This window comes from Pseudomonas sp. KnCO4, assembly GCF_045344305.1.
Taxonomy (GTDB): Bacteria; Pseudomonadota; Gammaproteobacteria; order Pseudomonadales; family Pseudomonadaceae; genus Aquipseudomonas; species Aquipseudomonas anuradhapurensis.
The window spans coordinates 3,369,034-3,394,087 of record NZ_CP174199.1; the positions used below are offsets into that span (position 1 = coordinate 3,369,034).

29 protein-coding genes and 2 pseudogenes are annotated in these 25,054 nt (G+C 61.4%); 28 read left to right on the forward strand and 3 right to left on the reverse strand.

The window, feature by feature from the left end:
• The first annotated feature begins 387 nt into the window (after window positions 1–387).
• Together ACJA3S_RS15860 and ACJA3S_RS15865 are read left to right on the forward strand one after the other, a co-directional pair.
• Entirely contained in the window at window positions 388–1,053 is a 666-nt protein-coding gene (locus ACJA3S_RS15860; protein ID WP_406819216.1) for an SOS response-associated peptidase, read from the forward strand.
• A gap of 98 nt (window positions 1,054–1,151) precedes the next feature.
• Entirely contained in the window at window positions 1,152–2,060 is a 909-nt protein-coding gene (locus ACJA3S_RS15865; RefSeq protein WP_406819217.1) for a DUF6236 family protein, read from the forward strand.
• Window positions 2,061–2,094: 34 nt separating this feature from the next.
• Here ACJA3S_RS15865 and ACJA3S_RS15870 read toward each other — a convergent pair whose 3' ends face one another.
• Together ACJA3S_RS15870 and ACJA3S_RS15875 are read right to left on the reverse strand one after the other, a co-directional pair.
• Window positions 2,095–3,135, reverse strand: a complete 1,041-nt coding sequence (locus tag ACJA3S_RS15870) for a phage portal protein (RefSeq protein ID WP_406819218.1) — start codon at window positions 3,133–3,135, stop codon at window positions 2,095–2,097.
• Window positions 3,132–4,889 (reverse strand): terminase ATPase subunit family protein, encoded by a 1,758-nt coding sequence (locus ACJA3S_RS15875; RefSeq protein ID WP_406819219.1) that lies wholly within the window; start codon window positions 4,887–4,889, stop codon window positions 3,132–3,134. The genes ACJA3S_RS15870 and ACJA3S_RS15875 overlap by 4 nt, the downstream gene beginning before the upstream one ends.
• A 152-nt stretch (window positions 4,890–5,041) precedes the next feature.
• Between ACJA3S_RS15875 and ACJA3S_RS15880 the strand changes: the two genes are divergently transcribed.
• From ACJA3S_RS15880 to ACJA3S_RS16005, 26 genes and pseudogenes are all read left to right on the forward strand, one after another.
• A complete protein-coding gene (locus ACJA3S_RS15880) occupies window positions 5,042–5,896 on the forward strand; it encodes a GPO family capsid scaffolding protein (RefSeq protein ID WP_406819220.1) in 855 nt (284 codons plus the stop codon).
• Between the two features lie 33 nt (window positions 5,897–5,929).
• The gene (locus ACJA3S_RS15885) at window positions 5,930–6,937 is read left to right on the forward strand and encodes a phage major capsid protein, P2 family (protein ID WP_406819221.1); all 1,008 of its coding nucleotides are present in this window, start codon (window positions 5,930–5,932) and stop codon (window positions 6,935–6,937) included.
• Window positions 6,938–6,948: 11 nt separating this feature from the next.
• The gene (locus ACJA3S_RS15890; RefSeq protein WP_406819222.1) at window positions 6,949–7,647 is read left to right on the forward strand and encodes a terminase endonuclease subunit; all 699 of its coding nucleotides are present in this window, start codon (window positions 6,949–6,951) and stop codon (window positions 7,645–7,647) included.
• 105 nt (window positions 7,648–7,752) lie between these two features.
• On the forward strand, window positions 7,753–8,229 hold the full coding sequence (locus ACJA3S_RS15895; protein ID WP_406819223.1) for a head completion/stabilization protein: 477 nt from the start codon (window positions 7,753–7,755) through the stop codon (window positions 8,227–8,229).
• A complete protein-coding gene (locus ACJA3S_RS15900; protein WP_406819224.1) occupies window positions 8,229–8,450 on the forward strand; it encodes a hypothetical protein in 222 nt (73 codons plus the stop codon). Before ACJA3S_RS15895 ends, ACJA3S_RS15900 begins: the two co-directional genes overlap by 1 nt.
• Window positions 8,447–8,659 (forward strand): tail protein X, encoded by a 213-nt coding sequence (locus tag ACJA3S_RS15905; RefSeq protein WP_406819225.1) that lies wholly within the window; start codon window positions 8,447–8,449, stop codon window positions 8,657–8,659. The genes ACJA3S_RS15900 and ACJA3S_RS15905 overlap by 4 nt, the downstream gene beginning before the upstream one ends.
• 42 nt (window positions 8,660–8,701) lie before the next feature.
• A complete protein-coding gene (locus tag ACJA3S_RS15910) occupies window positions 8,702–9,016 on the forward strand; it encodes a phage holin, lambda family (RefSeq protein WP_015270927.1) in 315 nt (104 codons plus the stop codon).
• Window positions 9,013–9,870: an N-acetylmuramidase domain-containing protein gene (locus tag ACJA3S_RS15915; protein WP_406819226.1), complete on the forward strand. Its 858-nt coding sequence runs from the start codon at window positions 9,013–9,015 to the stop codon at window positions 9,868–9,870. The genes ACJA3S_RS15910 and ACJA3S_RS15915 overlap by 4 nt, the downstream gene beginning before the upstream one ends.
• 44 nt (window positions 9,871–9,914) lie before the next feature.
• A pseudogene (locus tag ACJA3S_RS15920) lies at window positions 9,915–10,238 on the forward strand (LysB family phage lysis regulatory protein); the annotation flags it as partial.
• Entirely contained in the window at window positions 10,165–10,425 is a 261-nt protein-coding gene (gene lysC / locus ACJA3S_RS15925; RefSeq protein ID WP_406822260.1) for an Rz1-like lysis system protein LysC, read from the forward strand. The pseudogene ACJA3S_RS15920 and the gene lysC, both read left to right, overlap by 74 nt.
• Window positions 10,409–10,942, forward strand: a complete 534-nt coding sequence (locus tag ACJA3S_RS15930; protein WP_151883677.1) for a phage tail protein — start codon at window positions 10,409–10,411, stop codon at window positions 10,940–10,942. Before lysC ends, ACJA3S_RS15930 begins: the two co-directional genes overlap by 17 nt.
• Window positions 10,935–11,390: a phage virion morphogenesis protein gene (locus tag ACJA3S_RS15935; RefSeq protein WP_406819227.1), complete on the forward strand. Its 456-nt coding sequence runs from the start codon at window positions 10,935–10,937 to the stop codon at window positions 11,388–11,390. Before ACJA3S_RS15930 ends, ACJA3S_RS15935 begins: the two co-directional genes overlap by 8 nt.
• 61 nt (window positions 11,391–11,451) lie before the next feature.
• Window positions 11,452–12,009, forward strand: coding sequence for a phage baseplate assembly protein V (locus tag ACJA3S_RS15940; RefSeq protein WP_406822261.1), 558 nt, complete (start codon window positions 11,452–11,454; stop codon window positions 12,007–12,009).
• A complete protein-coding gene (locus ACJA3S_RS15945) occupies window positions 12,006–12,350 on the forward strand; it encodes a GPW/gp25 family protein (protein ID WP_137109039.1) in 345 nt (114 codons plus the stop codon). Before ACJA3S_RS15940 ends, ACJA3S_RS15945 begins: the two co-directional genes overlap by 4 nt.
• Complete coding sequence (locus ACJA3S_RS15950) at window positions 12,347–13,261, forward strand: baseplate assembly protein (protein ID WP_406819228.1); 915 nt, start codon at window positions 12,347–12,349, stop codon at window positions 13,259–13,261. The genes ACJA3S_RS15945 and ACJA3S_RS15950 overlap by 4 nt, the downstream gene beginning before the upstream one ends.
• Window positions 13,258–13,869, forward strand: coding sequence for a phage tail protein I (locus tag ACJA3S_RS15955; RefSeq protein WP_406819229.1), 612 nt, complete (start codon window positions 13,258–13,260; stop codon window positions 13,867–13,869). Before ACJA3S_RS15950 ends, ACJA3S_RS15955 begins: the two co-directional genes overlap by 4 nt.
• Window positions 13,862–14,929 (forward strand): annotated as a pseudogene (locus ACJA3S_RS15960) (phage tail protein); the annotation flags it as partial. The gene ACJA3S_RS15955 and the pseudogene ACJA3S_RS15960, both read left to right, overlap by 8 nt.
• A gap of 801 nt (window positions 14,930–15,730) precedes the next feature.
• Window positions 15,731–16,351 carry a glycine-rich domain-containing protein gene (locus ACJA3S_RS15965; protein WP_406822262.1) on the forward strand — a complete coding sequence of 207 codons (621 nt, stop codon included), beginning with the start codon at window positions 15,731–15,733 and terminating at the stop codon, window positions 16,349–16,351.
• 5 nt (window positions 16,352–16,356) lie between these two features.
• Complete coding sequence (locus tag ACJA3S_RS15970) at window positions 16,357–16,755, forward strand: phage tail assembly chaperone (protein WP_406819230.1); 399 nt, start codon at window positions 16,357–16,359, stop codon at window positions 16,753–16,755.
• 87 nt (window positions 16,756–16,842) lie between these two features.
• Window positions 16,843–18,015 carry a phage tail sheath protein gene (locus ACJA3S_RS15975; RefSeq protein WP_406819231.1) on the forward strand — a complete coding sequence of 391 codons (1,173 nt, stop codon included), beginning with the start codon at window positions 16,843–16,845 and terminating at the stop codon, window positions 18,013–18,015.
• 14 nt (window positions 18,016–18,029) lie between these two features.
• Window positions 18,030–18,545, forward strand: a complete 516-nt coding sequence (locus tag ACJA3S_RS15980) for a phage major tail tube protein (RefSeq protein WP_406819232.1) — start codon at window positions 18,030–18,032, stop codon at window positions 18,543–18,545.
• 30 nt (window positions 18,546–18,575) lie between these two features.
• Complete coding sequence (locus ACJA3S_RS15985) at window positions 18,576–18,926, forward strand: phage tail assembly protein (protein WP_406819233.1); 351 nt, start codon at window positions 18,576–18,578, stop codon at window positions 18,924–18,926.
• An 8-nt stretch (window positions 18,927–18,934) separates the two neighbouring features.
• Window positions 18,935–19,054 carry a GpE family phage tail protein gene (locus ACJA3S_RS15990; RefSeq protein ID WP_137109047.1) on the forward strand — a complete coding sequence of 40 codons (120 nt, stop codon included), beginning with the start codon at window positions 18,935–18,937 and terminating at the stop codon, window positions 19,052–19,054.
• Window positions 19,044–22,442 (forward strand): phage tail tape measure protein, encoded by a 3,399-nt coding sequence (locus ACJA3S_RS15995; protein WP_406819234.1) that lies wholly within the window; start codon window positions 19,044–19,046, stop codon window positions 22,440–22,442. The genes ACJA3S_RS15990 and ACJA3S_RS15995 overlap by 11 nt, the downstream gene beginning before the upstream one ends.
• A 6-nt stretch (window positions 22,443–22,448) precedes the next feature.
• The gene (locus tag ACJA3S_RS16000; RefSeq protein ID WP_025339745.1) at window positions 22,449–22,889 is read left to right on the forward strand and encodes a phage tail protein; all 441 of its coding nucleotides are present in this window, start codon (window positions 22,449–22,451) and stop codon (window positions 22,887–22,889) included.
• Window positions 22,886–24,163 carry a phage late control D family protein gene (locus ACJA3S_RS16005; RefSeq protein WP_406819235.1) on the forward strand — a complete coding sequence of 426 codons (1,278 nt, stop codon included), beginning with the start codon at window positions 22,886–22,888 and terminating at the stop codon, window positions 24,161–24,163. Before ACJA3S_RS16000 ends, ACJA3S_RS16005 begins: the two co-directional genes overlap by 4 nt.
• A 236-nt stretch (window positions 24,164–24,399) precedes the next feature.
• On the opposite strand, the gene ACJA3S_RS16010 is transcribed toward ACJA3S_RS16005, so the two are convergent.
• Window positions 24,400–25,053 (reverse strand): MAE_28990/MAE_18760 family HEPN-like nuclease, encoded by a 654-nt coding sequence (locus tag ACJA3S_RS16010; protein WP_406819236.1) that lies wholly within the window; start codon window positions 25,051–25,053, stop codon window positions 24,400–24,402.
• Between the last annotated feature and the right edge of the window lies 1 nt (window position 25,054).

The following is a 25,054-nucleotide window of genomic DNA, read 5'->3' on the forward strand; positions in this document are numbered from 1 at the left end:
TTGAAGAGCCCGCGATGGTGATTGATGACAAGGAGTTCGACTTGGGCATGCCTACGCAGGAGGATTGCTCAAGCACCAGGTGGTAGTGATGACCCATGAGACCGAGTAGGCGTGGCAGCACCTCGCCAGGGCCAATCGGAATATCCGGAAGCTGACGATGATCAACGAAGGCCTGAACAACAGGTCATGGGTCTGCAGCGAGAAGTGAGGGAGCTCAAGGCTCAATTGACCTTTGAGAAAAACACACACCTAGGGATGGTTACGACCTGGGGTGGCAAGCCTGACGCTCGGATTTGGCGAGACGTCGCGCCCGTCTACCCGAAGCTTTGAAGGCACACCTCGGGACGCAACAGCTATTCTTGTAGGATTGCGCCAGAGGGTTCGAACATGTGTGGACGGTTGTCCCAGTATCGCGGACTGCATGAGTTTGCCGATGCACTCAATATGGAAGGCGTATGGCGCAGCAACGTCGACACGCAACCTCTTCAGCGCTACAACGTTGCCCCATCCACATCAGTCGCCGTGCTGCGCTGTGACGAGGGAGGTCCCCGGGCCGATCTGGTGAAATGGGGGTGGCGACCGCATTGGGCTACCGACCGTGCCGCCCCGATTAATGCCCGGATAGAAAAGGTTGCCCACAGCCCCTTTTTCCGCTCAATCTGGCCAAACAGGGCGATTGTTCCTGTTGATGGATGGTTCGAGTGGGTCGACGAAGGCGGTCCAAAGAAGCAGCCGTACCATATACGACGACGCGACGGTCACCCAGCTCTTTGCGCATCGATTGGACAGTTCTGTAATAGAGAAAGCGACGGTGTTGTGATCATCACAGCTGACGCCCTCGGAGGCATGATTGACATGCATGATCGTCGTCCTGTAGTGCTATCCCCTAACCTCGCATGCGAATGGGTCCAGTTGAATATGGCAATCGAACAGGCCGAACAAATGGCTTTAAACTTGGGGGAGCCCGCCGAGCTTTTTGAATGGTATCGAGTCAGTACCGCTGTGGGCAACGTGCGAAACCAAGGGCCGGAGCTCATTCTACCGGTCTTATAAACTCGACCCAGTACATAATGCTTACCAGCAAAACCCAGGACCTAAAGCATAAAATTTAATAGATTTAACCACCAACACTAAAGCACAAGAGCAAAATCATGGGCGAAGCAAAATATAGAAAGGCACACGACCCCGATTACGGAAAACCAAAAAAAGTTGCCACCGTGCGAGGACTCATACTCTCACCACCAGTGACAATAAATGGAGATTCCATCAGTACCCATGGAGGATTAGATGCTCAAGACCTCCGCTTTGCACTAACCTACTGGGATAGGCTTGCTCTGCCAGACAACAATGTAGTCAGCTTTGGCGCTCCTCCTGAAGCTCAATATCTTGAAGACTGTGGCGTGCTTCGTAGGCCGCGCGTCAGTTTTAATGGTCTGACAAGCGGAGCTTACGCTGTATACCAGACCCAGGAGCTTGCGCTGACGCTCTATGAGAAGGAGGACGAGGGCGCTTGGTCGATTCATGATGGGATAAACTCTGTCAAGCGGGTTGGGTTCGAAGCTAAACAGGATGGAACGCTGATTCAGCTACTTAATGCTGTACCTGTACCCGGGCCAGAAGTCCCATTGGCTGAAATATTAGAATTTAAGGCCAAACGAAGGGACGAATTACTACACTTCCGGCAGCATTTTGATGCCTTGTCTTCCAGCATCAGCTCCTCCGACGCAATGGAAATTGAGTTAGCGAAGACATTGAAAGAAATTGACGAGAGCTGCGCCAACCTCTTGAAAGTAACACGCGAATGGCAATTCCCGGTAAAACTAACAGACACGAAAGCCTTTTTAAACTTTGACATAGGTAATGCTTTTAAAGCAGCCGGGAGCGCTTATGCCGCAAGCTCGAAATCTTTCGGACTATCTCAAACAAGCTCAATTATTGCGGCTGCAGGGGCGGCGATTGCAAGCCAAATAAAACTAGAACCGGCACCAGCATTCCAAAAAATAACAAGACCACGCTCTCCATACAAATATGCATATTTGGTACGACGTGATCTTCAATGATTTGCAAGCCGGCCCCGAGTGCCGGCTCATTCCACTACGGGTGTAGGAAGCGCACGACTTCCTCCCCGAGCCACTCATTGATCTGGGAGAGCCTGGTCTGAACGGGCTCCAGTTCATTCTGGGTCCAGATCTCCGTGGCCTCCTTGATCGAGCCGAACCCCCCGGCGTTCTGAGGCACAATCCCCATCAACTGCGGCGGGATGCGCAAGGCGGCTAGCAGATCGTCCCGGCTGATGTTCTTGATGGCGCCGAAGTCGTCCCTGGCCGCCACCTCGCTGATCGGCAGCAGTTGAATGCCGTCCTTCTTGCCTCCCGGCGCGTACATGAACAGGTTGCGGAAATTGCCAGGGCCCTTACTGTTCTTCATCGCATCGCGCAGGTCATCGACGAATTTCTCGTTGTGGGCGGCGTCGGTCATGTACAGGATGAAGCCAGCATGGCTGCCGTTCTGGTAGTACTTGCGACGGAACAGCGTGGCGCTCTCGTTGAGCAAGGCACTTTGCAGCGCGGCCAGCCACTCGGGTAGGCCGTACACCTCCTGGTTGATGTCGGCCTCGCGCAGGTGGCAGATGGTGCCGGTCCTGAACTGGTGCTCGTCCTTCCACCCGCGGACTTGGTAGTACGTGGCCAGGTCCGAGCCGCGGCGCATGTACTTGGCCAGGCACGGCTGCAGGCCCAAGGCCTGACCCAGCATATTGTGGCGCTTCTCCAAGTAGAGATTTCCGCACCACCCCCAGTCCATGACGATCTGCTCAAAGGCCTGACGGCTCAGCAACTTGTGCGGGATGAAGCTGCGCACCAGCATGTTGCGCTTGAAGGTCAATCCAGACTGGAGGTAGACGCTTGCCTTGGTCGACCGGGCCAGGCCGTCGAGGTTGACGGGCGGCTCGTACCAGCGACCATTGGACCAGCATTCCAAGTAGTCCAGGATCTCGCGCCCGTCCAGCACCGGTACTGGGTCGCCGAAGGTGAAGGCCACGCTCTGGCCGCCCTCTCCTTTGGCCAGTAGCTCGCCGTCCAGGGGCGGCTGCACCAGGTCGCCGCCACTCTGCCGGCGCTTGCGCGATTTGCTCATTGGTAGATCTCCATGATGCCGGTGTTGGCCACGGTCTGGCCCTCCAGCGGCTCGTTGTGCAGTGCATGAAAGAGCGCCCACGCCAAGTCGGCGTGGCCGGTTGTGTCGTTGCGGCCGGCGGTGTAAGTAAATTGTCGGCCACCGGGAGTGATGGTCTTGCGGATCGCCATCAGTGACTGCGCAAGGTCTGTCCAGCCGGCGTCGAACTCCAGGCGGCCCTTGCTGATGACATCCCAGGCTTTCATCACCAGGCGTGTCTTGACCTCTGGGTTGTAGGAGAAGGTGCGCAGCCCAGGGAAGAACTGCCTCACCAACTGGGCCACGGCGCTACCCATACCGGTGGTATCGATACCGATGTAGGTCACCCAGTACCGCTGCGTGACCTTGCGGATCGTCTCGGCCTGGCTGTTGAAGTCCATGCCGCGGAACTGGTGCCGCTCCAAGACACGGAACTTGCCGCCTGGTACCAGCGGCGGCGCGACGACAATGAGGCCGGCCGTGTCGCCTGTTTCCGCCGGGTCGTAGCCGACCCAGACCTGCCGATCGGAGAAGGGCCGGGCAGCGAATGGCTTGTAGTCCGTCCACTCCGTCCAGCTGTCAACCATGCAAGGCTGCAATACAGCCAGTGGGAAGATGCTTGCGCCGTCGTCGACGAATTCGCACATGAGCAGGTTCTGGAATGCCGCGGCGTCATACTCCAGTCGCAGTTCATCCAGGTCGAACAGGTCGCAGCCCCGCTCTTCGGCGTCAAGGATCGTGACGATCTGCCGCCAAATTCGGTCTTCACATTGCCGGCCCATTTGCAGCGCGCTGTGCCCGACGTCCAACTTGATGTGCTGGGCGGTCGGCTTGCCCTTGTTTAAACGCTCCCCCGTCCAGAAGCTATAAGCCTCATGCGCCATGGAGCTGGGCGTCGAGAAGTAGGTCCGACGGTACTGTTTCTGCATCGCCATGCCCGAGGCGACCTTGTTCAGTTCCTTGAACTTGAACGTCCAGAAGAATTCGTCGAAGTAGAAGTTACCGTGGTAGCCCTGGGCCGTTCGGGCATTGGTACCAAGGAAATGCAGCTCGGCACCGTTGGCCAGGATGATCGGGTCGCCGGCCAGCTCAACACCGATGGTGTCTCGGGCAAAGGCCTGGATGTAAGCCTTGAAAATGTGCGCTTGCGCCTTGCTGGCAGACAGGAATATCTGGTTGCGCCCGGTCGTGAGCGCATCGATCAAGGCTTCCCGGGCGAAGTAGAACGTTGCGCCAATCTGGCGTGACTTGAGGATCGCCCTGGTGCGCTGATTGCCCGCTCGGTACCAGTCTTTCTGGTAGTCGAAGCAGCCGTCGAGGAACGCTTCAAGCAGTTTCTCGACTTGTTCCTCGTCGATCTCGTTGCGCTTGGGCTTGCGCTTCGGTCCGTCGTTTCGCTTTGCCAGTTCTGGATTGAGGTCAGTTTCGGTACCGCCCCCCTTGTATCGCTCAATGCGCGCTTGGCGCTCCAGTTGGCGGTGAAGAAGGTCTATTTCCTTGTAGTCCGCGCCTGACTTAGGGTCTTTCAGGATCAACTGCACCAGGCGGGCCTCGGTCGCCGCCTGAATCCGCTCCAGAGGTGTGGCCCGATCCCACTCGTCGCGGGCTTTCCAGCTGTGCAGGGTCTTTTCTTTCTCGCCGATCAGCTCGGCGATCTCGCACACGCGATAGCCCTGCCAATACAGGTGCTTGGCGTGGCGGCGATGATCTGTAGGTAGGTCGACTATGGCGTTCATGGCGCCGATGCTGCCGCTCGCGCGCGCGTTCCCCTATCGACGTCCCCTGTAGGCTCCAGCCCTACAACTGCAGCGCGTTGCCGCCAAGCGGCTCGCTGCGGACCATGCCCCCATCGCAAGGCAACAACGCCACCGCACTGAGGATTCCCGGCATGGCCGACAAGACCGACACCCCTGCAAAAAAACTCCGCTCCAAGTGGTTCCGAGTTGCCGTGGAAGGCGGCACCACCGACGGCCGCACCATCGAGCGCGCCTGGATCGAGCAGATGGCGGCGCAATACAGTCCGAACACCTACGGCGCTCGCATCAACTGCGAACACATCAAGTGGGCCTGGCCTGGCGGTGAGTTCGGTGCCTACGGCGACGTGCTGGCCTGTAAAGCCGAAGAAGTCGAGATCGCTGGCGAGAAACGACTGGCACTGTTCGCCCAGTTGCAGCCCAACGATGCCCTACTCGCCCTGAACGCCAAGAACCAGAAGATCTACACATCGGTCGAGATCGATCCCAAGTTCGCAAAGACTGGCCAGGCCTATCTGGTTGGCTTGGCGATCACCGACACCCCGGCAAGCCTGGGCACCGAAGCCCTGCAGTTCAGCGCTCAGCACGGCACCCTGACCGGCCGCAAGCAGAACAAAGACAACCTCTTCACTGCGGCAGAAGAGGTGCAACTCGAATTCGAGGAAGTGACCGACGGCCCCAGCATGTTCGCGGCCCTGCGCGACAGGGTCGGTGGCCTCCTCAAAAAGAGCAAGGAAAAGGAAGGCAAGGACGCCGCCAACTTCGCCGCCCTGGGCGAGCTGATCGAACAGCTCGCTAACCACGGCGCCGAGCAAGCCGAGGCGATGACCAAAAGCCTGGCTGCTTTCGCCGAGCTGGAGACCAAGTTCGCCAAGCTCAGCAATGACCATGAAGCCCTGGTCACGCGCCTGGGTAACACCCAGGACCACACTCAGAAGGATCGCCCATCGGTTCCCGGTGGCAACGGTCGCGAACTAACCGACTGCTGATCCACGAACGATCAAGGAACACCGGAGACCACCATGCGTAACGATACCCGCCTGCTCTTCAACGAATACCTGGCCCAGTTGGCCAAACTTCATGGCGTGCCTGACGTCACCACCAAATTCACCGCCAGCCCGGCCGTGGCGCAAAAACTGGAAAGCCGTATCCAGGAGTCCAGCCAGTTCCTGAGTATGATCAACATCTACGGCGTCCCCGAGCAGATGGGTGAGAAGATCGGCCTGGGCGTGACCGGCAATATCGCCGGCACCACCGACACCGACGTCAAAGCCCGCGAAACCCGCGACCCGACCGGCCTCGACAACCGCGGCTACGTCTGCACCCAGACCAACTACGACACCCACCTCAAGTACCAGAAGCTCGATGCCTGGGCCAAGTTCCCGGACTTCCAGGCCCGTATCCGTGATGCCATCGTCAAACTGATGGCGCTCAACCGCATCTGCATCGGCTGGAACGGCACCAGCCGCGCCGCCTCCTCCAACCCAGCGACCAACCCGCTGCTGCAGGATGTGAACGTCGGCTGGCTGGAGAAAATGCGCCTGGAGAACGCGGCGCGCGTCATGAAGGAAGTAGTCGACGGCAGCGGCAAGATCTCCATCGGCGCCGGCAAGGACTTCGAGAACATCGACGCCCTGGTGTTCGCCATGGTCAACGAGCTGATTGAGCCTTGGTACCAGGAGGACACCGAGCTGGTGGTGGTCTGCGGTCGCAAGATCCTGGCCGACAAGTACTTCCCGATCATCAACAAGGCCAATGCCCCGACCGAGATGCTCGCGGCCGACATCGTCACCAGCCAAAAGCGCATCGGCAACCTGCCGGCCGTGCGTGTACCGCACTTCCCGGCCAACGGCCTGTTCGTGACTCGCCTGGACAACCTGTCGTACTACTGGCAGGAAAACAGCCGCCGAAAGACCGTTGTCGACAACGCCGCCCGAGACCGTATCGAGAACTTCGAATCGGTCAACGAAGCCTACGTCATCGAGGACTTGGGCTGCGCCGCGTTCGCCGAAAACATCGAGATCGTGTGAGGGATATCGCCATGACCAATCCCTGCCGGCGGCACTTCCAGCGTGTCACTGCGGCCCAAGCCGCGGCGGCCACTGCTCCTGAGCAGACCATGGAGGGGGCCACTCAGTACGAGCTGCAGCTCGCCCAGCTCCACCAGGACCGCCAGCGCCTCTCCGCCATCCAGTCGCGGGAAGGCAAAGGCAAGCTCAAGGTCGAACTGCTGCCCGCCTATGAGCCCTATGTGGCGGGCGTGATTGAGGCCGGCTGTGGCGCCCAGGACGAGGTTCTGACCACTGTGATGGTCTGGCGCTTCGACGCGGGCGAATGGGCCGGTGGCCTCGATGTTGCGGCCTACGTGCTGCAGCATGGGCTGAAGATGCCAGATCGCTTCGAGCGCTCCACCGGCTGCATCGTGGCCGAAGAGATCGCCGAAGCCGCGCTCAAGGCGCAAAAGACCGGTGAAAACTTCCCTCTCGATATCCTGACCCGCACCGCCGAGCTGACCGCCGAAGAAGACATGCCTGACGAGGCGCGCGCCAAGCTGATGTTGGCCCTCGGCAAAGCCACCCTCACCAGCCTGGACGACGCCAACCCCGGCCAGCCAGGCCAGATTCAAGCGGGAGTCGACCTACTGCGCCGCGCCATCGAGTTGCATGACAACTGCGGCGGCAAGAAAGACCTGGAGCGCGCCGAGCGCCTCCTCAAAAAAATCGCCGGCTCTGCCGGCTAACCGAGCGTCCCACGCAACCCGGCGGCTCGGGGTGGATCAGCGGCTTTCTCCTTGGCCCAGCTGTGAAGCCCCGACCACCGCCGACCTATTCAGAGCACCGCGATCATGAGTGGATTCATTCCTGGCGGTCTAGCGACCAGTACCCCCGTACCCGGCGTGCACATCAACAGCGAGGCCTTCTGGCCCTCGATCGACCTGGACAAGCTGCGCGAGACCCTGCGAATCGACTCCAGCGTCACCTCCGCTCGGCTCGAAACTGCCGTCATTGCCGCCATCATCAGCGTCAATCGCGACCTGGCCGTATGGCGTGAAGCCCAACAGGCAGCAGGCCACATCGCCCTTGAGGCTGTCCCAAGCGAGAAGATCCAAGACCAGTCCCAGCTGGTTTACCTCTACAAGCGCGCCGTCGAGTGCGCGGCCGGCGCCGAGGTCTGTGAGCGGTACCGAGGCTATGACACCACTGCCAGCGGCAATAAAAAGGCCGACGAGACTGAACCCACGATCGATGACTACCGCCGCGACCAGCGCTGGGCCGTCCGGGACATTCTGGGCACCTCTCGCACTAACGTGGAGCTGTTGTGATGGCCAGCATGATCATCGACTGGAACGAGCTGTCCCGCCGTGGGCTCCTGGTTCGAATCAATCGCGAGATCCTGCATCCGATGGGCCTAGCGGTATGCCGCAATCCAGAAACAGGGCTGTCGCCTGGCGCAGTCGTGAGCGATGACGGGCCCTTCGCATACGCCGAAGACGCAGGCCAAGCGCCACACGGAAACGACTTATCGAAGGGCGAAAAGCGATGACAGTCCAGCTCCGCACCCAACAGAACGACACCGTCGACGCCCTGTGCTGGCGGCACTACGGCCGCACCGCGGGGGTCGTCGAGGCCGTCCTTGATGCCAACCCTGGTCTGGCCGATCGCGGCGCGGTGTTGCAGGGCGGCGTGCTGGTCAACCTGCCCGAAATCCAAACCTCTGCGCCTGAGCGCCAGATGGTGAACCTGTGGGAGTGATTACCCATGACCAAAACCACCCGAAACCATGGAAGGACTCCCATGCCTGACCGTCCTGAAACCTGGGCCTTCCTGGCCACCTGGCTCGAAAACAACTGGCCCGGGCTGTACGCCGGCCTACTGGCCGCCCTCATTGCCGCGCTGCGGGTTGTCTACGGCGGCGGGAAGCTCCGTCAATTGGTCATCGAAGCGCCGCTGTGCGGGTTCGTTGCCCTCTCGGCCAGCCACGGACTGTCGCTGATTGGCATCCCGCTCACCACCGCGCCCTTCTTCGGCGGCCTGATCGGCCTGCTGGGCATTGAGTTTGTCCGGGCGGCAGCGAAGAAAACCTTCACTCGTAAGGAGGGAACCCTATGACCCTTCGCCACGGCGACCGCTCCCAGGCGGTGCGCGACCTGCAGCGCAAACTCATTGACCGCGGCGCCAAGATCGGCGCCGACGGCGTGTACGGTGACGCCACCGAGGCCGCTGTCCGCACCTACCAGCATCGGGCAGGCCTGGTCGCGGACGGTATCGCAGGCCCGAAAACCTTGGCCAGCCTGCAGGGCGCTGATTGCGCCCATCTGCTGAAAAATGTCGACATGGTCCGGGCCGCCGACCGCCTGGGCGTGCCCCTGGCGGCCGTGTACGCGCTCAACGAGGTCGAGTCCAAAGGGCGTGGCTTCTTGGATAACGGCAAGCCGGTGATCCTGTACGAGCGACACATCATGTACGCCCGCCTGCAGAAGATCCGCCGGCCCAGTGACGACCAGGACGAGCTGGAGCAGCTGACCGATCAACTTCGCCAGCGTGCCGACGAGTTGGCCAAGCAGTTCCCGGCCCTGGTCAATCCGAAGTTCGGCGGCTATGTCGGCGGTACCGCAGAACACCAGCGTCTGGCCCAGGCCCGGATGATCGACGAGCAGGCCGCCCTGGAATCCTGCAGTTGGGGCGCCTTCCAGGTGATGGGCTTGCACTGGGAGCGCTTGGGCTATCCCAGCGTCCAGGCCTTCGTCGAGGCCATGTGTCGCAGCGAATCGGACCAACTTGAGGCCTTCGTCCGCTACATCGAGGCCGACCCTACCTTGCTCAAGGTCCTTAAGTCGCTCAAGTGGGCCAAGGTGGCCGAGCTGTACAACGGCCCGGACTACAAGCGGAACCTGTACGACGTGAAGCTGCAGCGAGCCTTTGAGCGGTACCAGGACTGCGGCTGTGGGCAGGAGGCAGCCTGATGGACCTGCGAGACGGGTTGCTGGCCGGTGCTCTGTTCGCCGCAATGTCGGCCGGGCTGTGGGGTTGGGGTCAACAGCTCCTGCTCGGGACTGAAAAGGCCAAGACCACGGTTCTGGAAGGCCAGCTCACAACCGCCCAGGACGATGCCCGCCGCAACCTGGCCTCCGCCACCGCACTGAAATCCACCCTGGAGCGCGAGCGCGACGGCCAAGCCCAACTCCTGAAGATCCAGGGCGAGCTGCGCCAGGGCTTGGCCACCCGCCAACGCACAATCGAGGCACTCAAGCATGAAAATGACCAACTCCGGGACTGGGCTCGCCAGCTTCTGCCTGCTGCTGCTCGCCGGCTGCGGGAGCGTCCCGCCCTCACCGGCGCCGACGCTTACCGTCAATGGCTGTCCGGTGGTGGTCCCGTGCGTCCTGCCGGCGACGGCGCCGACAGCCAACGGGGACCTTCTCAGTGACCAGGATGTTGTTGAACAAGCCTGGGCCGAGTGTGCCGCCCAAGTTGACCGTGTTTTTCAGCACCAGGTGAACCATGAACAAGCCCAATAGCCTCCGCGACCACCTGCTCGCGGCCGTCCCAGGTCTCAAGCCGAACCCAGACGCGCTGCTGATGTTTATCGACGCCGGCAAGGTGCGCTGCACTGCGGCCCCGACCCTGTCGTTCGAATACAGCTACACGCTGCAGATCATCCTGACCGACTTCGCGGGCCACCCCGACAGCGTGATGCTTCCGATTCTGGGCTGGCTACGGGTCAACCAGTCGGAACTGTTGGTGAACCTGGAAAAGGCCGCCAACAGCGTCAAGTTCGAGGTCGACCTCATTGACCGGAGCAAGGTAGACATGAGCATTACCCTGCCGCTGACCGAACGTGTCGTTGTGAAACGCATGGATGACGGCTCCTATGACGTCACCCACCCGGGCGAACCGCAGTACGAGCCGTACCAGGATTACGGCGAGGTGACCATCTTCGCGGATGGCCAGCCGCTGGCCTCTTGGCAGCCGCCGCCGGCACCGGAGGGCATGGCATTGTCGGTACCGCACCCAAGGCGGCCAGACCATGGCTGATCTCGAAGCCCTGGAGGGCTGGGTAAGTCCGCTCCTACAGCGCATCGAGCCAGCTGAACGCTCCAAGCTGGCCCGCTCGATCGCCCAACAACTCAGGCGCAGCCAGAACCAGCGCATTGCAGCGCAACAGAACCCGGAAGGCTCGGCGTATGCGCCCCGCAAACCGCGACAACTGCGCGGGAAACAAGGCCGGATCCGGGCCAAGGTCAAGATGTTCCAGAAGCTGCGAACCGCGACCTTCATGAAGGCCCGTGGCGACGCCTCGGCGGCCACCGTGGGTTTCACCGGCCGGATCGCCAGGATTGCACGGGTACACCAGGAAGGCCTGCGGGATCGAGCGGCCCGCAACGCGCCGACCGTCCAGTACGACCAGCGCGAGCTGCTCGGCCTCACGGATGCCGAACTCGATCAGGTCCGTGACACCTTACTCGCCCACCTGACCCTGTAGCGCCCCGCCATACAAGGCCCCGGTGATGCGCGCGTGCGTAGGCGGCGCGACCATCGCCGGCATGAACAGCCTCGCCGAACTTGCCCGACTCATCGAAAACCTCGTCCGCTTTGGCACCATTGCCGAGGTGCAGCACAAGCCGCCTCGCGTGCGGGTACGCACTGGCGAGTTGCTGACCACCTGGTTACCGTGGCTCGCTATCCGCGCCGGCGCCGATCGAGAGTGGGACCCACCCACTGTCGACGAGCAGGTCATCCTGCTTTCGCCAAGTGGCCAGCTTGCCAATGGCGTGGCAATCACCGGACTTTTCAGCGACCTCATTCCAGCCAATGGCGACCGCCCCGGCCTGCACCGTCGCACCTATGCCGACGGCGCCGTCATCGAGTACGACAGCAAGGCTCACCACCTGAACGCCATGCTTCCTGCCGGGGGCACCACCAACCTGATCAGCAAGGGCGGGATCCGGATCGAGGGCCCCATCACTCACATCGGCGACTACAACCAGACCGGCAAGATGACCGTCTCCATTGACGTCGTCGCGGCCGGCATTAGCCTGGTGACCCACAAGCACGGCGGCGTCATGTCGGGGCCGGGCACCACCGGAGTACCCGTGAAATGAACCGCCTGAACGGGTCGACCATCACTGCGATGGAGCACATCAAGCAGTCGATCGAAGACATCCTAACCACCCGCCTGGGCACGCGGATTGCGCGCCGGGAGTATGGCAGCCTCCTGCCTGAGCTGATCGACCACCCCCAAAACGACGCAACGCGCCTGCGCCTTTACGCGGCCACCGCCATGGCCCTGATGCGCTGGGAACCCCGCATCCGGCTATCCCAGGTGCAAATGGCCACCGTTGGCCTGAGTGGCCGAGCTGAGCTGGAACTCACCGGGGCCCTGGTCGACAACAACGAACCGTTCAGCATGCGCATGCCGCTGCAATTCGGGGGGGCCGCATGAATACGTTCCTCCCGATCGACCTCAGTCAGCTTCCAGCACCGCAAGTGGTTGAACAGATCGACTACGAGCAGATCCTCGCCGAACGCAAGGCCTATGCCGTTTCCCTGTGGCCCGCAGACCAGCAGGCTGAAATCGCTGGTCGGCTTGAGCTTGAGTCCGAGCCCATCACCAAGCTGCTGCAGGAGAATGCCTATCGCGAAATGGTCTGGCGACAGCGGGTGAACGAGGCTTCTCTCGCCGTAATGCTCAGCTCCGCCGGCGGTAACGACCTGGACCAGATCGCGGCCAACTTCAACGTCAAACGTCTGGTCATCCAGGTGGCCCAGCCACAGGCTATCCCACCTGTGCCGGAAGTCCTGGAAGGCGACGATGCCCTGCGCGAGCGGGCCCAGATGGCCTTCGAGGGGCTGAGCACCGCCGGCCCACGCAACTCGTATGTCTTCCACGCCCGAGCAGCCAACGGCCAGGTCGCTGACGCCACCGTGGAGAGCCCGTACCCGGCCGAGGTGGTGGTCACGATCCAGTCCGCCTTAGACGACGGCACGGCCAGCGCTGAGCTGCTCGACATAGTCCGCGCCTACCTCAGTGATGAAGACCGCCGGCCTGTCGCCGACCGCCTGACGGTCCAGGGCGCACAGGTTCTGCCCTACCAGGTGAATGCCCGCCTGTACCTCAAGACGCTGGGCCCCGAAGCTGAACCCATCCTTGCGGCGGCCGAGCAGCAGTTGCAGGCCTTCGTGGCGCAGCGCCGCCGGCTGGGCATGCAGGTGTCGGAGTCCGCCATCCATGCTGCCCTGCACGTTGAGGGCGTGCGTAAGGTAGAGCTCCAAGGCTGGGCCGATATCAACGCCACGCTCAGCCAGGCGCCCTACTGCACCAGCATCACCCTGACCCAGGGCACTGAGCCATGAACCTGCTACCTGGTAATGCCACGGACCTGGAGCGCCAGGCTGCCGAGGCGCTCGCGCAGATCGAGCGGGTACCCGTGCCAATCCGCGACCTCATCAACCCGGATCGATGCCCGGTGGCTCTGCTCCCCTTCCTGGCCTGGGCATTCTCGGTGGACCGCTGGGACAGCCGCTGGCCTGAGGCGGCCAAGCGCGGCGCGATTCGCTCGTCGTTCTTCATCCATTCGCGCAAGGGCACTATCGGCGCGCTGCGGCGGGTCGTGGAGCCGCTGGGCTACCTGATCGAGGTCATCGAGTGGTGGCAGACAGAGCCCAAGGGCGTGCCTGGAACCTTCGCGATCAAGGTGGGCGTATCCGACGAGGGGATCAGCGAAGAGACCTATCAAGAGCTGACCTGGCTCATCGATGACGCCCGCCCAGTAAGCCGCCACCTGACTGGCCTGGCCATCAGCCTGGAAACGATCGGGGCCTTCTACATCGCCGGCGGCCTGTACGACGGCGACGAGTTGGACGTTTACCCACCTGCCATGCGCGACCTCGAGGTGACCGGCTCGATCGGCCGCGGCGGTCGCGAACACACCATCGACACATTGGAAATTGCACATGGTTGACCAGAACTCGCAGTTCTACGCGATCCTCACGAACGTGGGGGCCGCGAAACAGGCCAACGCGGATGCCCTGGGCATCGCGTGGAAAATCACCCAGATGGGCGTTGGTGACGCCAACAACACCGAGCCTACGCCCAACGCCAGCCAGATCAGCTTGATCAACGAGTGGCGCCGGGCCCCGCTCAACCAGCTCAAGATCGATGACAAGGACAGCTCAATCATCGTGGCTGAGCAAGTCATCCCGGCCGAAGTGGGCGGTCGCTGGATCCGAGAGATCGGCCTGTACGACGCCGATGGCGACCTGGTGGCAGTGGCCAACTGCCCGCCGACCTATAAACCGCTGCTCAACCAGGGATCCGGCCGTACCCAGGTGGTGCGCATGAACCTGGTGGTCAGCAGCTCCAGCAACGTTGAGCTCAAGATCGACCCCAGCGTGGTGCTGGCAACCCGCGAATGGGTAACCAGCGAGCTGGCCAAGCAGGACTTCAAACATTCTGTACTCGTGGCTACTACGGCCAACATCGTATTGGCAGGACTGCAGACAATCGACGAGGTAGTACTTGCCGCCGGGGATCGCGTGTTGGTGAAGAACCAGGCCGCCGGTAAGGACAACGGTCTATACACCGTCGCAGCAGGCGCCTGGGTACGTTGTAGCGATGCTGACGTCAGCGCCGAGGTGACTCCAGGTCTGCTGGTATTGGTGGAGCGCGGTACCGTCAATGGCGACAGTGCCTGGCAGCTGTTGACCAATGCGCCGATCGTCTTGGGTGTGACTGCGCTGACATTCGACATGGCGTTTGGGCGCACGGGAGTCGCCGAGGGCACATTCCGCAGTGTGACCGTGGACAAGTACGGCCGAGTCGTCGCGGCGACCAACCCGACCACGGTAGCGGGCTACGGCCTGACCGATGTGTACACCAAGACGCAGATCGACCAGGCCCTAGCGCTCAAGGCGTCGCTGGCAAGCCCGGATTTTAGTGGTACTCCATTGGTACCAACGGCACCAGCGGGTACCAACACGCGGCAGTCGGCCAGCACTGCTTTTGTGATGACGGCTATCGCACAGCTTGTGGCTTCGTCACCGGCCGCCCTGGACACGCTCAACGAGCTGGCGACGGCGCTGGGCAACGACCCGAACTTCGCCACGACCATGACCAACGCCTTGGCGCTGAAGGCGCCTCTGGCCAGTCCGGTCTTTACCGGCGATCCCCGAGTGCCAACGGCGCCGGCAACCGATAAGGACACGACTGCTGCCAATACTGCATTTGTCTATGCAGCCATGGCGTTGTTCGGCATCGGTGGTGCAGTGGTAAGCACCGAAACCAACATGAACAACTTCCTGGTGCCGGGCAACTACCTGACGCATAACACGGGGCTGACTAACATTCCGCCGGGGTGGAATGCCACACAGCGGCATAGCATCGTGGTGTCGGGTCTTGGGTCAACAGGGCACCTGGTGCAGACCATGGTTTCCGGCCTGGCCACGACTGAGCCAAAAATGGCGCTTCGAGTGCTCAACTCGGCACAGAACTGGACTGCATGGATCGAGTTTTGGCATAGCGGTAATACGCCAAAGCAAACGACCCCTACGGATAAAACTGCTGGTGCCATGCTGACGGTGGGATCTTTTGGTGCTGGCTTAGGTGTTCTGAGCACTGAAACCGACCTGAACAACTACAAGGTGCCGGGAAACTATCTGACGCCTTTGGCAGGGATGACAAACATTCCGCCGGGGTGGTCTCCAAGCCGTCGCTACAGTTTGGTTGTCGAGGGCTACGACGCAAACAACTACCTGGTCCAGCGCATTACTGACGGCCTTCCGCAGGAATCAATCCCAGTGGTTGCTGTGCGCGTGATGCAGAACATGGACTCGTGGTCCGAGTGGTATGTCTTATCTGCCAGCAACACATTGCCGTTTCGCGGGACGGTGGTCATCAAGACCCCAGGGGTCACTGCCTGGCAGGTGCCGCCCTTTGTAAAAAAGGCCTGGGTGACCGTGATTGGCGCCGGTGGTGGCGGAGGCTTCTCGGCGGCTGCCAGCGGCCTCGGCTCGGCTGGTGGTGGCGGTGGCGGACTGTCACAGCGCCTTGTTGACTTGACCGGCGTAACGAGTGTGTCGGTGACGGTGGGAGCTGGCGGGGCAGGTGCCCCGGTGGCTGGCAACACCGGTAGCACAGGGGGCACTTCGTCCTTTGGGGCGTATCTCTCCGCAACCGGCGGATTGGGTGGCGGTGGTAACAACAGCAACGGCAACGCCCCGGGTAGTGGTGGGCGAGGCAGTGGCGGCGATCACAACACCTCTCTTGGTGTCGGCTCGCCAAACTATGGAGTCTTCGGTGGCGCGGGAGGTGGGCCAGGTCCTCGTTCTACGCAAAGTAGTGTGGCTGGTAACAACGCGATCGACGCGGGCGGTGGTGGTTCGGGCGCATACGTCGGCAATGCGGGCGGCAATGGCGCCGATGGCTGCGTAATTATTCAATGGTGATGACTATGTGGGCACGTATACAAGATGGTGTCGTCGAAGAGACGACGGATATTGACCCGGAGGGGCGTTACCACCCCGATCTGAAATGGCGCACCTGTGCCGCGCAGGTGCAGCCTGGCTGGCTGTTCGCCAATGGCGTGTTTGCCGAAAAAGTCGAAAGCGCGGAGGAGCGTCGTGCGGCCGAACGGCAATGGCGCGACGTCGAGCTGGCAGCCCAGCAATGGATCCGCGACCGGCACCGCGACGAACTGGACCTGGGACGGCCCACTACGCTCAGCAATGAGCAGTTCGCCGAGCTGCTGGCCTACTTCCAGGCGCTGCGCGACTGGCCCCAGGCAGAGGCATTCCCGGATGCCACATATCGCCCAATAGCACCGGCCTGGATCGCCGAACAGCACCTGTAGCAACGGCCGTTACAACCCCTTTTGCTCGCGGATCCCCCGCGCGCGCGGCAGCCTGTGCAGTGTCATCCACCTGCACAGGCACACACCATGGCCGACGAATACCACCACGGCGTCCGGGTCCTCGAAATCAGCGAGGGCACCCGCCCAATCCGAACCGTTTCCACTGCCGTCGTCGGCATGGTCTGCACTGCAGACGACGCCGACGCCACGGCTTTCCCGCTCGATACCCCTGTCCTGCTGACCAACGTACAGGCTGCCATCGGCAAAGCCGGCACCACCGGCACCCTGGCCGCCAGCCTGCAGGCGATCGCCGACCAGACCAAGCCTGTGACCGTCGTGGTGCGGGTAGCAACCGGTGCGACCCCCGAGGAAACCACCAGCAACCTGATCGGAACCACCACCGAAACCGGCAAATACACCGGCATGAAGGCGCTGCTGGCGGCCAAGACCCGGCTCAAGGTCACCCCACGCATTCTGGGCGTGCCAGGCCTCGACTCCCTGCCGGTGGCCACCGCCCTTGTCTCGATCGGCCAGCAGCTGCGCGCTTTCGTCTACGTCTCAGGCTCGGGCTGCAAGACCAAGGAAGAAGCCGTTGCCTACCGCGAGAACTTCGGCGCCCGTGAGGTCATGGTCATCTGGCCTGACTTTGAGCAGTGGAGCACCGTCAGCAATGGCACCGTCCCAGCGCCGGCTGTGGCCCGGGCCCTGGGCCTGCGCGCCAAGATCGACCAGGAGATCGGCTGGCACAAAACCATCTCCAACATTCCGGTCAACGGCGTAACCGGCATCACCGCCGATGTGTTCTGGGACCTGCAGAACCCGGCAACCGACGCGAACTACCTCAACAGCAACGAGGTAACAACCCTCATCAATGCCGACGGCTTCCGCTTCTGGGGCTCGCGCACCTGCACCGAAGATCCCCTGTTCGCGTTCGAGAACTACACCCGAACTGCCCAGGTCCTGGCCGACACCATGGCCGAGGCGCACATGTGGGCGATCGACAAGCCGATGCACCCTTCCCTGATCCGGGACATGCTGGAAGGCATCAACGCCAAGTTCCGCGAGCTGATCGCCGGTGGCTACCTGATCGGCGGCAGTGCCTGGTACGACGAGCAGGCCAACACCGAGGCAACCCTCAAGGCCGGCAAGCTCTTCATCGACTACGACTACACGCCTGTGCCGCCGCTGGAGGACCTCTCGCTGCGCCAGCGCATCACCGACCGCTACCTGGCTGACTTCGCCAGCCGCATCAACAGCTGACGGAGACCATACCCATGGCCATGCCACGCAAGCTCAAGAACCTCAACCTGTTCAACGATGGCGGCAGCTATCTCGGCGTCTGTAAGACCGTCACCCTGCCCCCGCTCAGCCGCAAGATGGAAGGCTATCGCGGCGGCGGCATGAACGGCCCGGTCAAGGCAGACCTGGGCTGGAGCGATGACGGCATCCAGCTGGAATGGAAGCTCGGCGGCTTTGACGACCAGGTCATTCGCCAGTTCGGCGCCATCAAAGCCGATGGCGTGCTGCTGCGCTACACCGGCACCTACCAGCAGGACGATACCGGCGTGCACACCGCCGTCGAGATCGTTGTCCGCGGCCGTCACGAAACCATCGAGGCAGGCGAAGCCCAGGCCGGTGAAGACACCGAGAAAAGCGTCACCACCACCTGCAGCTACTACAAGCTGACGGTCGACGGCGAAGTCCTGGTTGAGGTCGACCTACTCAACTTCATCGAAGTCATTGACGGCGTCGACATGCTCGCCGAACAACGCAAAAACCTGGGCATCTGATCGCGCCCCCACTGAACAACCGGAGCCACCATGAGCACTACCGAAACCAACACCGCAGTCACCACCGCCGAGGCTCTTGCCGAAGCCCAAAAGCTGAACGACAACCAGGTCGAGCTGGATACCCCCATCCAGCGCGGCAAAACCGAAATTGCCGTCATCACGCTGCGCAAGCCCACCGCCGGCGAGCTGCGCGGTATCCACCTGTCCGAGCTGCTGCAGATGGATGTGGCGAGCCTGATCAAGCTGATCCCGCGTATCAGCGAGCTCAATGAGTACGAGGCCAGCCGTCTGGACCCAGCCGACCTGGTCGCCGTGGGCGTGAAAGTGTCCGGTTTTTTGCTGCAGAAGCGGATGAAGACGGACGCGTCCCTCGCTGCGTAGAAGACGCCATGGCCGATGTGGCCGTGGTGTTCCACTGGACGCCGAGCGACATGGACGGGCTCGGCGTGAAGGACCTGATGGACTGGCGCGAGCGGGCGCGGTTAAGGAGTAGCAACAATGGCCAATGACCTGCGCCTAGAAGTGGTGCTGAGCGCGATTAACAAAGCCACCGCGCCGCTGCGCCAGATCAGCCAGGGCAGCCAAGAGGCCGCGAAAGCCCTCAAGGCTGCCCGGGACAGCCTCAAGGAACTGAACGCCCAGCAGAAGGATGTGAGTGCTTGGCGTTCCCAGATGGCCGAAGCCCGCAAGACCGCCGAAGCCCTGAACGCGACCAAGAGCCGCGTCCAGGAGCTGGCCGGCGCGCTGCGCGACCAGGAGCGTGCAGTCCAGCCGCTTCAGGCCAGCTATGACAAGCTCCAGGGCGAAACCTCTGCCCTGAACGATCACCACAAATCTCTTACCACGCAGCTGAAGCAAACCCGCGAGCAGGCGCGAGCGGCCAACCAGGTATGGCAAGAAAACCGCAAGCGCATCAGGGACCTGGGCGAGCAGATTGGCAGGACCAACCAGCCCACAGAGCAGCTGCGCAACGAATATGCAGCCCTTGTTACCCAGCAGCAGGCTCAATTGGCGCTGGTGCGTCAGCTCAGTGGGAGCCAGAAGGAACTGCAGCAGCAGCACCGCGCCAGCGCGACCGAGGCCCGTGAGCATCGTGAGCGCCTGTCGGCGCTTGGCAACCAACTGCAGGAAGCCCGTGCACCGATGCAGGGGCTCAACCAGGAGTTCCGCAGCGCCCTGCGCGAGGCGCGGGCCCTGAAATCCCAACATGCCTCACAAGAGCAGGGCCTCCAGGCTCTGCGCGCCAAGCTGGCGGCCGCAGGGATCAGCACCCGCGACCTGGCGAGTCATGAGCGCAAGCTGCGCGATCAGATCACCGCCACCAACGAAGCCATCAGTGCCCAGACCAAGCGCATGGACCAGCTGGCGGCCAAGCAGGCGAAGCTGGCCAAGGCCCGTAGCGAGCTGGAAAAAGCACAACGCCTGGGAGCGAGTATGGCCGGTACCGGCGCGGCCGGCCTGGCCACCGGTTACGCCGCAGCACAGCCGGTGAAGGCTGCGATTCAAGCCTTTGCTCCCAACGAGGATTCGGCCACACAGCTGAAAGTCTCGATGATGGGCAGCAACGGCCAAGTGGCTGAAGACTTCCAGAAGATCACCGACCTGGCCACGCGCTTGGGCGATCGTCTGCCCGGTACCACTGCCGACTTCCAGAACATGATGACCATGCTGCGCCGGCAGGGCCTGAGCGCGCAAAGCATCCTGGGCGGTACCGGCGAAGCGGCAGCCTACCTGGGCGTGCAATTGAAGATGCCGGTAGAGGAATCGGCTGAATTCGCGGCAAAGATGCAGGACGCTACGCGCACATCCGAAAAAGACATGATGGCGCTGATGGACACCATTCAGCGCGGGTTCTATGCCGGCGTTGACCCAGGGAACATGCTGCAGGGATTCAGCAAAATCGCGCCGGTGATGGACGTCATCAAGAAAACCGGCATCGAAGCGGCCAAAGAGCTTGGGCCTTTGCTGATCATGATGGACCAGGCCGGCATGGAGGGCGGCGCTGCCGGTAACGCCTACCGCAAGATCTTCCAGGCAGGCCTAGACAAGGGTGGGGTCGAGGATGTCAACGACTCGACCGCGTTGAAAAGCCGAGGAATCAAACTCAACTTCACAAACGACGATGGCAACTTCGCGGGTCTGGAGAACCTCTACAAGCAGATCGAGAAACTCAAGGTTCTGAACGACGAAGACCGTACAGCGACGATCAAGTCGCTGTTCGGCGATGACGCCGAGACTATGGCCGTCCTCAACACCATGATGAACAAGGGCCTGGCCGGGTATCAGGAGGTGCAGCAAAAACTCCAGGACCAGGCCGACTTGCGTACTCGCGTCAACGAACAATTGGGCACGCTGAGCAACGTCATGGAGGCGGCCGAGGGCAGCTTCACCAATGCCATGGCCGATTTTGGTGCGGCAGTCGCCCCGGAACTCAAGGGTCTGATTTCTACGCTGGGCGAAATGGCAGCCAGCGTCGGCGCTTGGGCCCGGGAGAACCCTGGGCTGGCGGGCGGACTGGTGAAGGTTGTTGCGGCCGTCGCAGTGCTCGCCGCTGGTTTCGGGGCCCTGGCAATCACCATGGCCAGTCTGCTCGGCCCGTTCGCCATGGTGCGTTATGGCATGACGCTGTTCAGCGTGAAGGGCGCCGGCGTGCTGCCGGTCGTCGGGAAGCTGGCCAGCGTGCTCAGCGGAGGGCTGCTGACTGCAATTCGCGCTGTCAGCATCGCCTTGTGGGGCTTGGCCACGAACCCTGTAGCGCTGGCCATTGCTGCTGTCGTCGCCGTTCTGGCCGGCGGGGCGTACCTGCTCTATCAAAACTGGGACCAGGTCAAAGCGTATTTCGCTAACTCCTGGGCCGAGATTCGCGCTGGCTTCGGTGCTGGAATCGGCGGGATTCTCACCGTCTTGGCCAACTTCAGCCCGATCGGATTGATTTATCAGGCCTTCGCGGGGGTGCTGAATTATCTGGGCATCGAGCTACCGACCCGGTTCACCGAGTTCGGCAGCATGATCGTCAACGGCTTGGTCAATGGCCTGCTGGCAGGACTGGGGCAAATCAAGAGTGCCATTGGCAATCTCGGCGATTCAGCAATCGGCTGGTTCAAGGAAAAGCTCGGCATTCACAGCCCATCGCGGGTATTTGCCGAGCTGGGTGGTTTTACGACCGAGGGCCTCGCCGTCGGTGTCAATGCCGGCGTGAAAGCTCCGCTCGATGCCGTCGCCCGCATGGGGCAAGACCTGACCAAGGCCGGTCAGTTCGACCTGCAGGCCAACGCTCCAGAAGTTGCGACCAGTAAGGGCCTGGTTACAAGCGCAAGCAGTTTAGGCGCGCAGTTGACCCAAGCCGGGACGCTGGACAAGAACTTCGCGACGGCAGGCGTTGATCAGGCGATTCCAGCGAACATTGCCGAGCTGAATAGCCAGTTGGCCAAGGTCGGTCGCCTGGACATCCAAGGTGCAGTGCCACCGGCCGAATCGGGCCTGCAGCGCCGTGCCGAAGTGCTCAGCCTGAGCCAACAATTGGCCAAGGTCGCACCGCAAGAAGTCCTGGCATCGGCTCCTCAAGTCGACGCTGGCAGGCCGACTGCTGAGGTCATCAGCCTGAGCAAGCAGTTGACCAACATGGGCCAACGGGATCTGCAGGCTGTTGCTCCACAGCTCGGTACCGGCCAATCCCTAGCGGCGAACGCTGCACCTGGTATCACTCTGGACAGCCGGCCACCTATTGCGGGCGCAGCGCCGAGCATCAGCGACAGCCACGACGTCATCAACATCAACATTCACCCGGCACCTGGTATGGACCCACAAGCCATTGCCCGTGCTGTCAGCGCAGAACTGGATCGCCGCAACAGCGAGAAATCTGCCCGTCAGCGCAGCCGCCTTTCTGACCAGGAGTAACCCACCATGATGCTCGCCCTGGGCATGTTCGTATTCAGCCTGCACACCCTGGCCTACCAGGAAATGCAGCGACAAACCGATTGGCGGCATGCTGCGAACAACCGTGTCGGAGCGCAGCCGGCACGGCAGTTCCTCGGCCGCGGCGAAGATGCCATTACGCTTCCAGGACTGCTGCTGCCCGAACTGGCGGGCACCACCGTCAGCCTTGATGCCTTGCGCCAGATGGCCGACACGGGCAAGGCCTGGCCGCTGGTTGAAGGAACGGGCCGATTGCTTGGTCTCTGGGTGATCGAAAGCCTGAGCGATAACCGAACCATCTTCTTCCGAGATGGCGCTGCACGGCGCATCGACTTCACCATCAGCCTCAAGCGCATCGATGACGGTCGCATCGACCTGCTCGGTTCCGGATTGAGCGGTGGCCTGAACATTCTGCGAGGCCTGATGTGATTGACGCGGCTATTTCGAAGGTCACCGGCTACCTACGCGATGCCATTGATGGATTGCAGCGAGACGCTGCCTATCCGGTACCGGCGTTTCGCATCACCGTGGACGGGAACGATATCGCCATGCGAATCGCGCCACGCCTAATGAGCCTGCAATTGACCGACAACCGGGGGCTTGAAGCGGATCAGCTGAGCATTACGCTCAGCGACCACGACGGCCTGCTGACGATCCCGCCCCGTGGGGCCGTGATACGCCTCTGGCTCGGCTGGAGCGACACAGGCCTTGTCGACAAGGGCAGCTACATCGTCGATGAAACAGAACACAGTGGCGCGCCGGACGTTCTGAGCATCCGCGCCCGATCGGCGGATCTGCGCAAGGGCCTCAAGAGCAAGCGCGAGCGCAGCTGGAGCACCACAACGCTCGGCCAGGTCCTACGTGACGTTGCCCTGGGTAACGGACTCGCCGCCAAGATAGCCGGCACACTGGCCGACCAAACGATCCATCAGCTGGACCAAGCCAACGAGTCCGACGCCAACCTGCTGACCCGTCTCGGCGAGGACTTCGATGCGGTGGCCACCGTGAAAGCGGGTTGCCTGGTGTGCCTGCCGGCAGGTGGAGGCAAGACCGTCAGCGGCCTGAGCTTGCCACACATCACCCTCACCCGCCGTGACGGCGACCAGCACCGCTTCCTCCAGGCAGATCGCAACAGCTACGACGGTGTGCGCGCCTACTTCTACGACGTCAACAGCACGAAAAAGCAGGAAGCGATCGCCGGGGGCGGTGAAAACCTCAAGGACCTGCGGCACACTTATAGCGACCGTCAGTCCGCGTTGCGGGCCGCCAGGGCAGAGCTGAACCGCCTGCAGCGGGGTAGCGCAACGCTCAGCTATACGCTGGCCAAAGGCCTGCCAGACCTGATCCCCGAACTGACGTACACGCTCCAGGGGGTAAAGGCCGAAATCGACGAAATCATCTGGTACGGCGGCAACGTGCAACACAGCCTGACGGACAGTTCCGGTTACACAGTCAGCCTGGAGCTAGAAAGCAAGTTGCCGGAGGACAGCGTTGACGGCCTCCTTGAGGACGGGGTGAAAGGCAAAATCGAATACACCGGCATCATCGCGTTCTACCGAGACACAGCCACAGGGCAACAGAAGTCGGTCACGACCGGCGATCAAACCAGGCCGAGACGGTTGCGACATGTCTATGTAAACGAAAAAAATGCTCGGACAGCAGCAGATCGCGAATGGAAGCGTATGCAGCAAGACAACGCGTGACAGCCACAAAAAACCCGGTAACAACCGGGTTCCTTGTGTTATTGCCTTACTCGGTCGACTGCCGAAGCGCCTCCATGATCCTCATAACATCCATTCGCTGCTGCTCACTAATTTCACGCAGCAGAGTTAGGAAAATTCGCTCCAGTTCGGTAAGGTCTTGCATTGCAGGTACTCCATATGTCCTTTATGAGCAACCGGCATAGTGCTACTGCAGGCTGCCCTGCGACAGAAGTACGTTACGCAACTTCCCTTCCTCGAAGATAGGCTTCCGTTGAAGCCGCATTCAGCAAATCTATTTTATACTCACGCATCAACTGCAGAACATCATTCGCCAGATCGACGAAATCTTTCGCACGCAGATCCACATGCTCCCCATGCGCCACCTGGTTACGCTTAGCCACCAAGCTTTCATCGATTAAGTTGAAACGCGTCGAATAACGCTCAGCGTCTATATCAAGCGAGGCGGCAATATTCGTAAATACCCTTGAAGTGAGGTTTGACTCAGTATTTATAGCCGAGGACATTTTCATTTGCGCACGCTCACCCAACCCTGAAATTATAAAATCCAGAGCAGCAATATTTGGCCCGGACTTACGAGACGCGGACAACGCCTCAAGCTTCCCTTTTAAACCAAATACCGCAAAGCAAGTCTTCAACTCTCGATACGTCAAACCGCGATGATGCACAAAATTCAGGTACAGCTCCGACGCATTTTTTATGAAGCCTTCCCAATGCGCATAGACTAACGCAATACCCGCTCTAATATAGAATTTCTTCTCCGCCCCGTCGGCTTTAGCAGCCATAATGAATGCGCTAATCTCTTTGACACGCCAACCCATCTCGGCATCTAAACCATCTTGCAAGTGCCCAAGCGTCCGCATATCTTTCATA

Bases quoted from the DNA above. Each gene is read 5' to 3' on its own strand.
- ACJA3S_RS15915 (WP_406819226.1), top strand. From the start codon at position 9,013: ATGACCCTTCGCCACGGCGACCGCTCCCAGGCGGTGCGCGACCTGCAG.
- ACJA3S_RS15900 (WP_406819224.1), top strand. From the start codon at position 8,229: ATGGCCAGCATGATCATCGACTGGAACGAGCTGTCCCGCCGTGGGCTC.
- ACJA3S_RS15930 (WP_151883677.1), top strand. From the start codon at position 10,409: ATGAACAAGCCCAATAGCCTCCGCGACCACCTGCTCGCGGCCGTCCCA.
- ACJA3S_RS15955 (WP_406819229.1), top strand. From the start codon at position 13,258: ATGAACCTGCTACCTGGTAATGCCACGGACCTGGAGCGCCAGGCTGCC.
- ACJA3S_RS15910 (WP_015270927.1), top strand. From the start codon at position 8,702: ATGCCTGACCGTCCTGAAACCTGGGCCTTCCTGGCCACCTGGCTCGAA.
- ACJA3S_RS15995 (WP_406819234.1), top strand. From the start codon at position 19,044: ATGGCCAATGACCTGCGCCTAGAAGTGGTGCTGAGCGCGATTAACAAA.
- ACJA3S_RS15885 (WP_406819221.1), top strand. From the start codon at position 5,930: ATGCGTAACGATACCCGCCTGCTCTTCAACGAATACCTGGCCCAGTTG.
- ACJA3S_RS15980 (WP_406819232.1), top strand. From the start codon at position 18,030: ATGGCCATGCCACGCAAGCTCAAGAACCTCAACCTGTTCAACGATGGC.
- ACJA3S_RS15940 (WP_406822261.1), top strand. From the start codon at position 11,452: ATGAACAGCCTCGCCGAACTTGCCCGACTCATCGAAAACCTCGTCCGC.
- ACJA3S_RS15905 (WP_406819225.1), top strand. From the start codon at position 8,447: ATGACAGTCCAGCTCCGCACCCAACAGAACGACACCGTCGACGCCCTG.
- ACJA3S_RS15870 (WP_406819218.1), bottom strand. From the start codon at position 3,135: ATGAGCAAATCGCGCAAGCGCCGGCAGAGTGGCGGCGACCTGGTGCAG.
- ACJA3S_RS15895 (WP_406819223.1), top strand. From the start codon at position 7,753: ATGAGTGGATTCATTCCTGGCGGTCTAGCGACCAGTACCCCCGTACCC.
- ACJA3S_RS15945 (WP_137109039.1), top strand. From the start codon at position 12,006: ATGAACCGCCTGAACGGGTCGACCATCACTGCGATGGAGCACATCAAG.
- ACJA3S_RS16010 (WP_406819236.1), bottom strand. From the start codon at position 25,053: ATGAAAGATATGCGGACGCTTGGGCACTTGCAAGATGGTTTAGATGCC.
- ACJA3S_RS15950 (WP_406819228.1), top strand. From the start codon at position 12,347: ATGAATACGTTCCTCCCGATCGACCTCAGTCAGCTTCCAGCACCGCAA.
- ACJA3S_RS15880 (WP_406819220.1), top strand. From the start codon at position 5,042: ATGGCCGACAAGACCGACACCCCTGCAAAAAAACTCCGCTCCAAGTGG.
- ACJA3S_RS15935 (WP_406819227.1), top strand. From the start codon at position 10,935: ATGGCTGATCTCGAAGCCCTGGAGGGCTGGGTAAGTCCGCTCCTACAG.
- lysC (WP_406822260.1), top strand. From the start codon at position 10,165: ATGACCAACTCCGGGACTGGGCTCGCCAGCTTCTGCCTGCTGCTGCTC.
- ACJA3S_RS15890 (WP_406819222.1), top strand. From the start codon at position 6,949: ATGACCAATCCCTGCCGGCGGCACTTCCAGCGTGTCACTGCGGCCCAA.
- ACJA3S_RS15990 (WP_137109047.1), top strand. From the start codon at position 18,935: ATGGCCGATGTGGCCGTGGTGTTCCACTGGACGCCGAGCGACATGGAC.
- ACJA3S_RS15965 (WP_406822262.1), top strand. From the start codon at position 15,731: ATGGACTCGTGGTCCGAGTGGTATGTCTTATCTGCCAGCAACACATTG.
- ACJA3S_RS15860 (WP_406819216.1), top strand. From the start codon at position 388: ATGTGTGGACGGTTGTCCCAGTATCGCGGACTGCATGAGTTTGCCGAT.
- ACJA3S_RS15970 (WP_406819230.1), top strand. From the start codon at position 16,357: ATGTGGGCACGTATACAAGATGGTGTCGTCGAAGAGACGACGGATATT.
- ACJA3S_RS16000 (WP_025339745.1), top strand. From the start codon at position 22,449: ATGATGCTCGCCCTGGGCATGTTCGTATTCAGCCTGCACACCCTGGCC.
- ACJA3S_RS15975 (WP_406819231.1), top strand. From the start codon at position 16,843: ATGGCCGACGAATACCACCACGGCGTCCGGGTCCTCGAAATCAGCGAG.
- ACJA3S_RS15875 (WP_406819219.1), bottom strand. From the start codon at position 4,889: ATGAACGCCATAGTCGACCTACCTACAGATCATCGCCGCCACGCCAAG.
- ACJA3S_RS15985 (WP_406819233.1), top strand. From the start codon at position 18,576: ATGAGCACTACCGAAACCAACACCGCAGTCACCACCGCCGAGGCTCTT.
- ACJA3S_RS15865 (WP_406819217.1), top strand. From the start codon at position 1,152: ATGGGCGAAGCAAAATATAGAAAGGCACACGACCCCGATTACGGAAAA.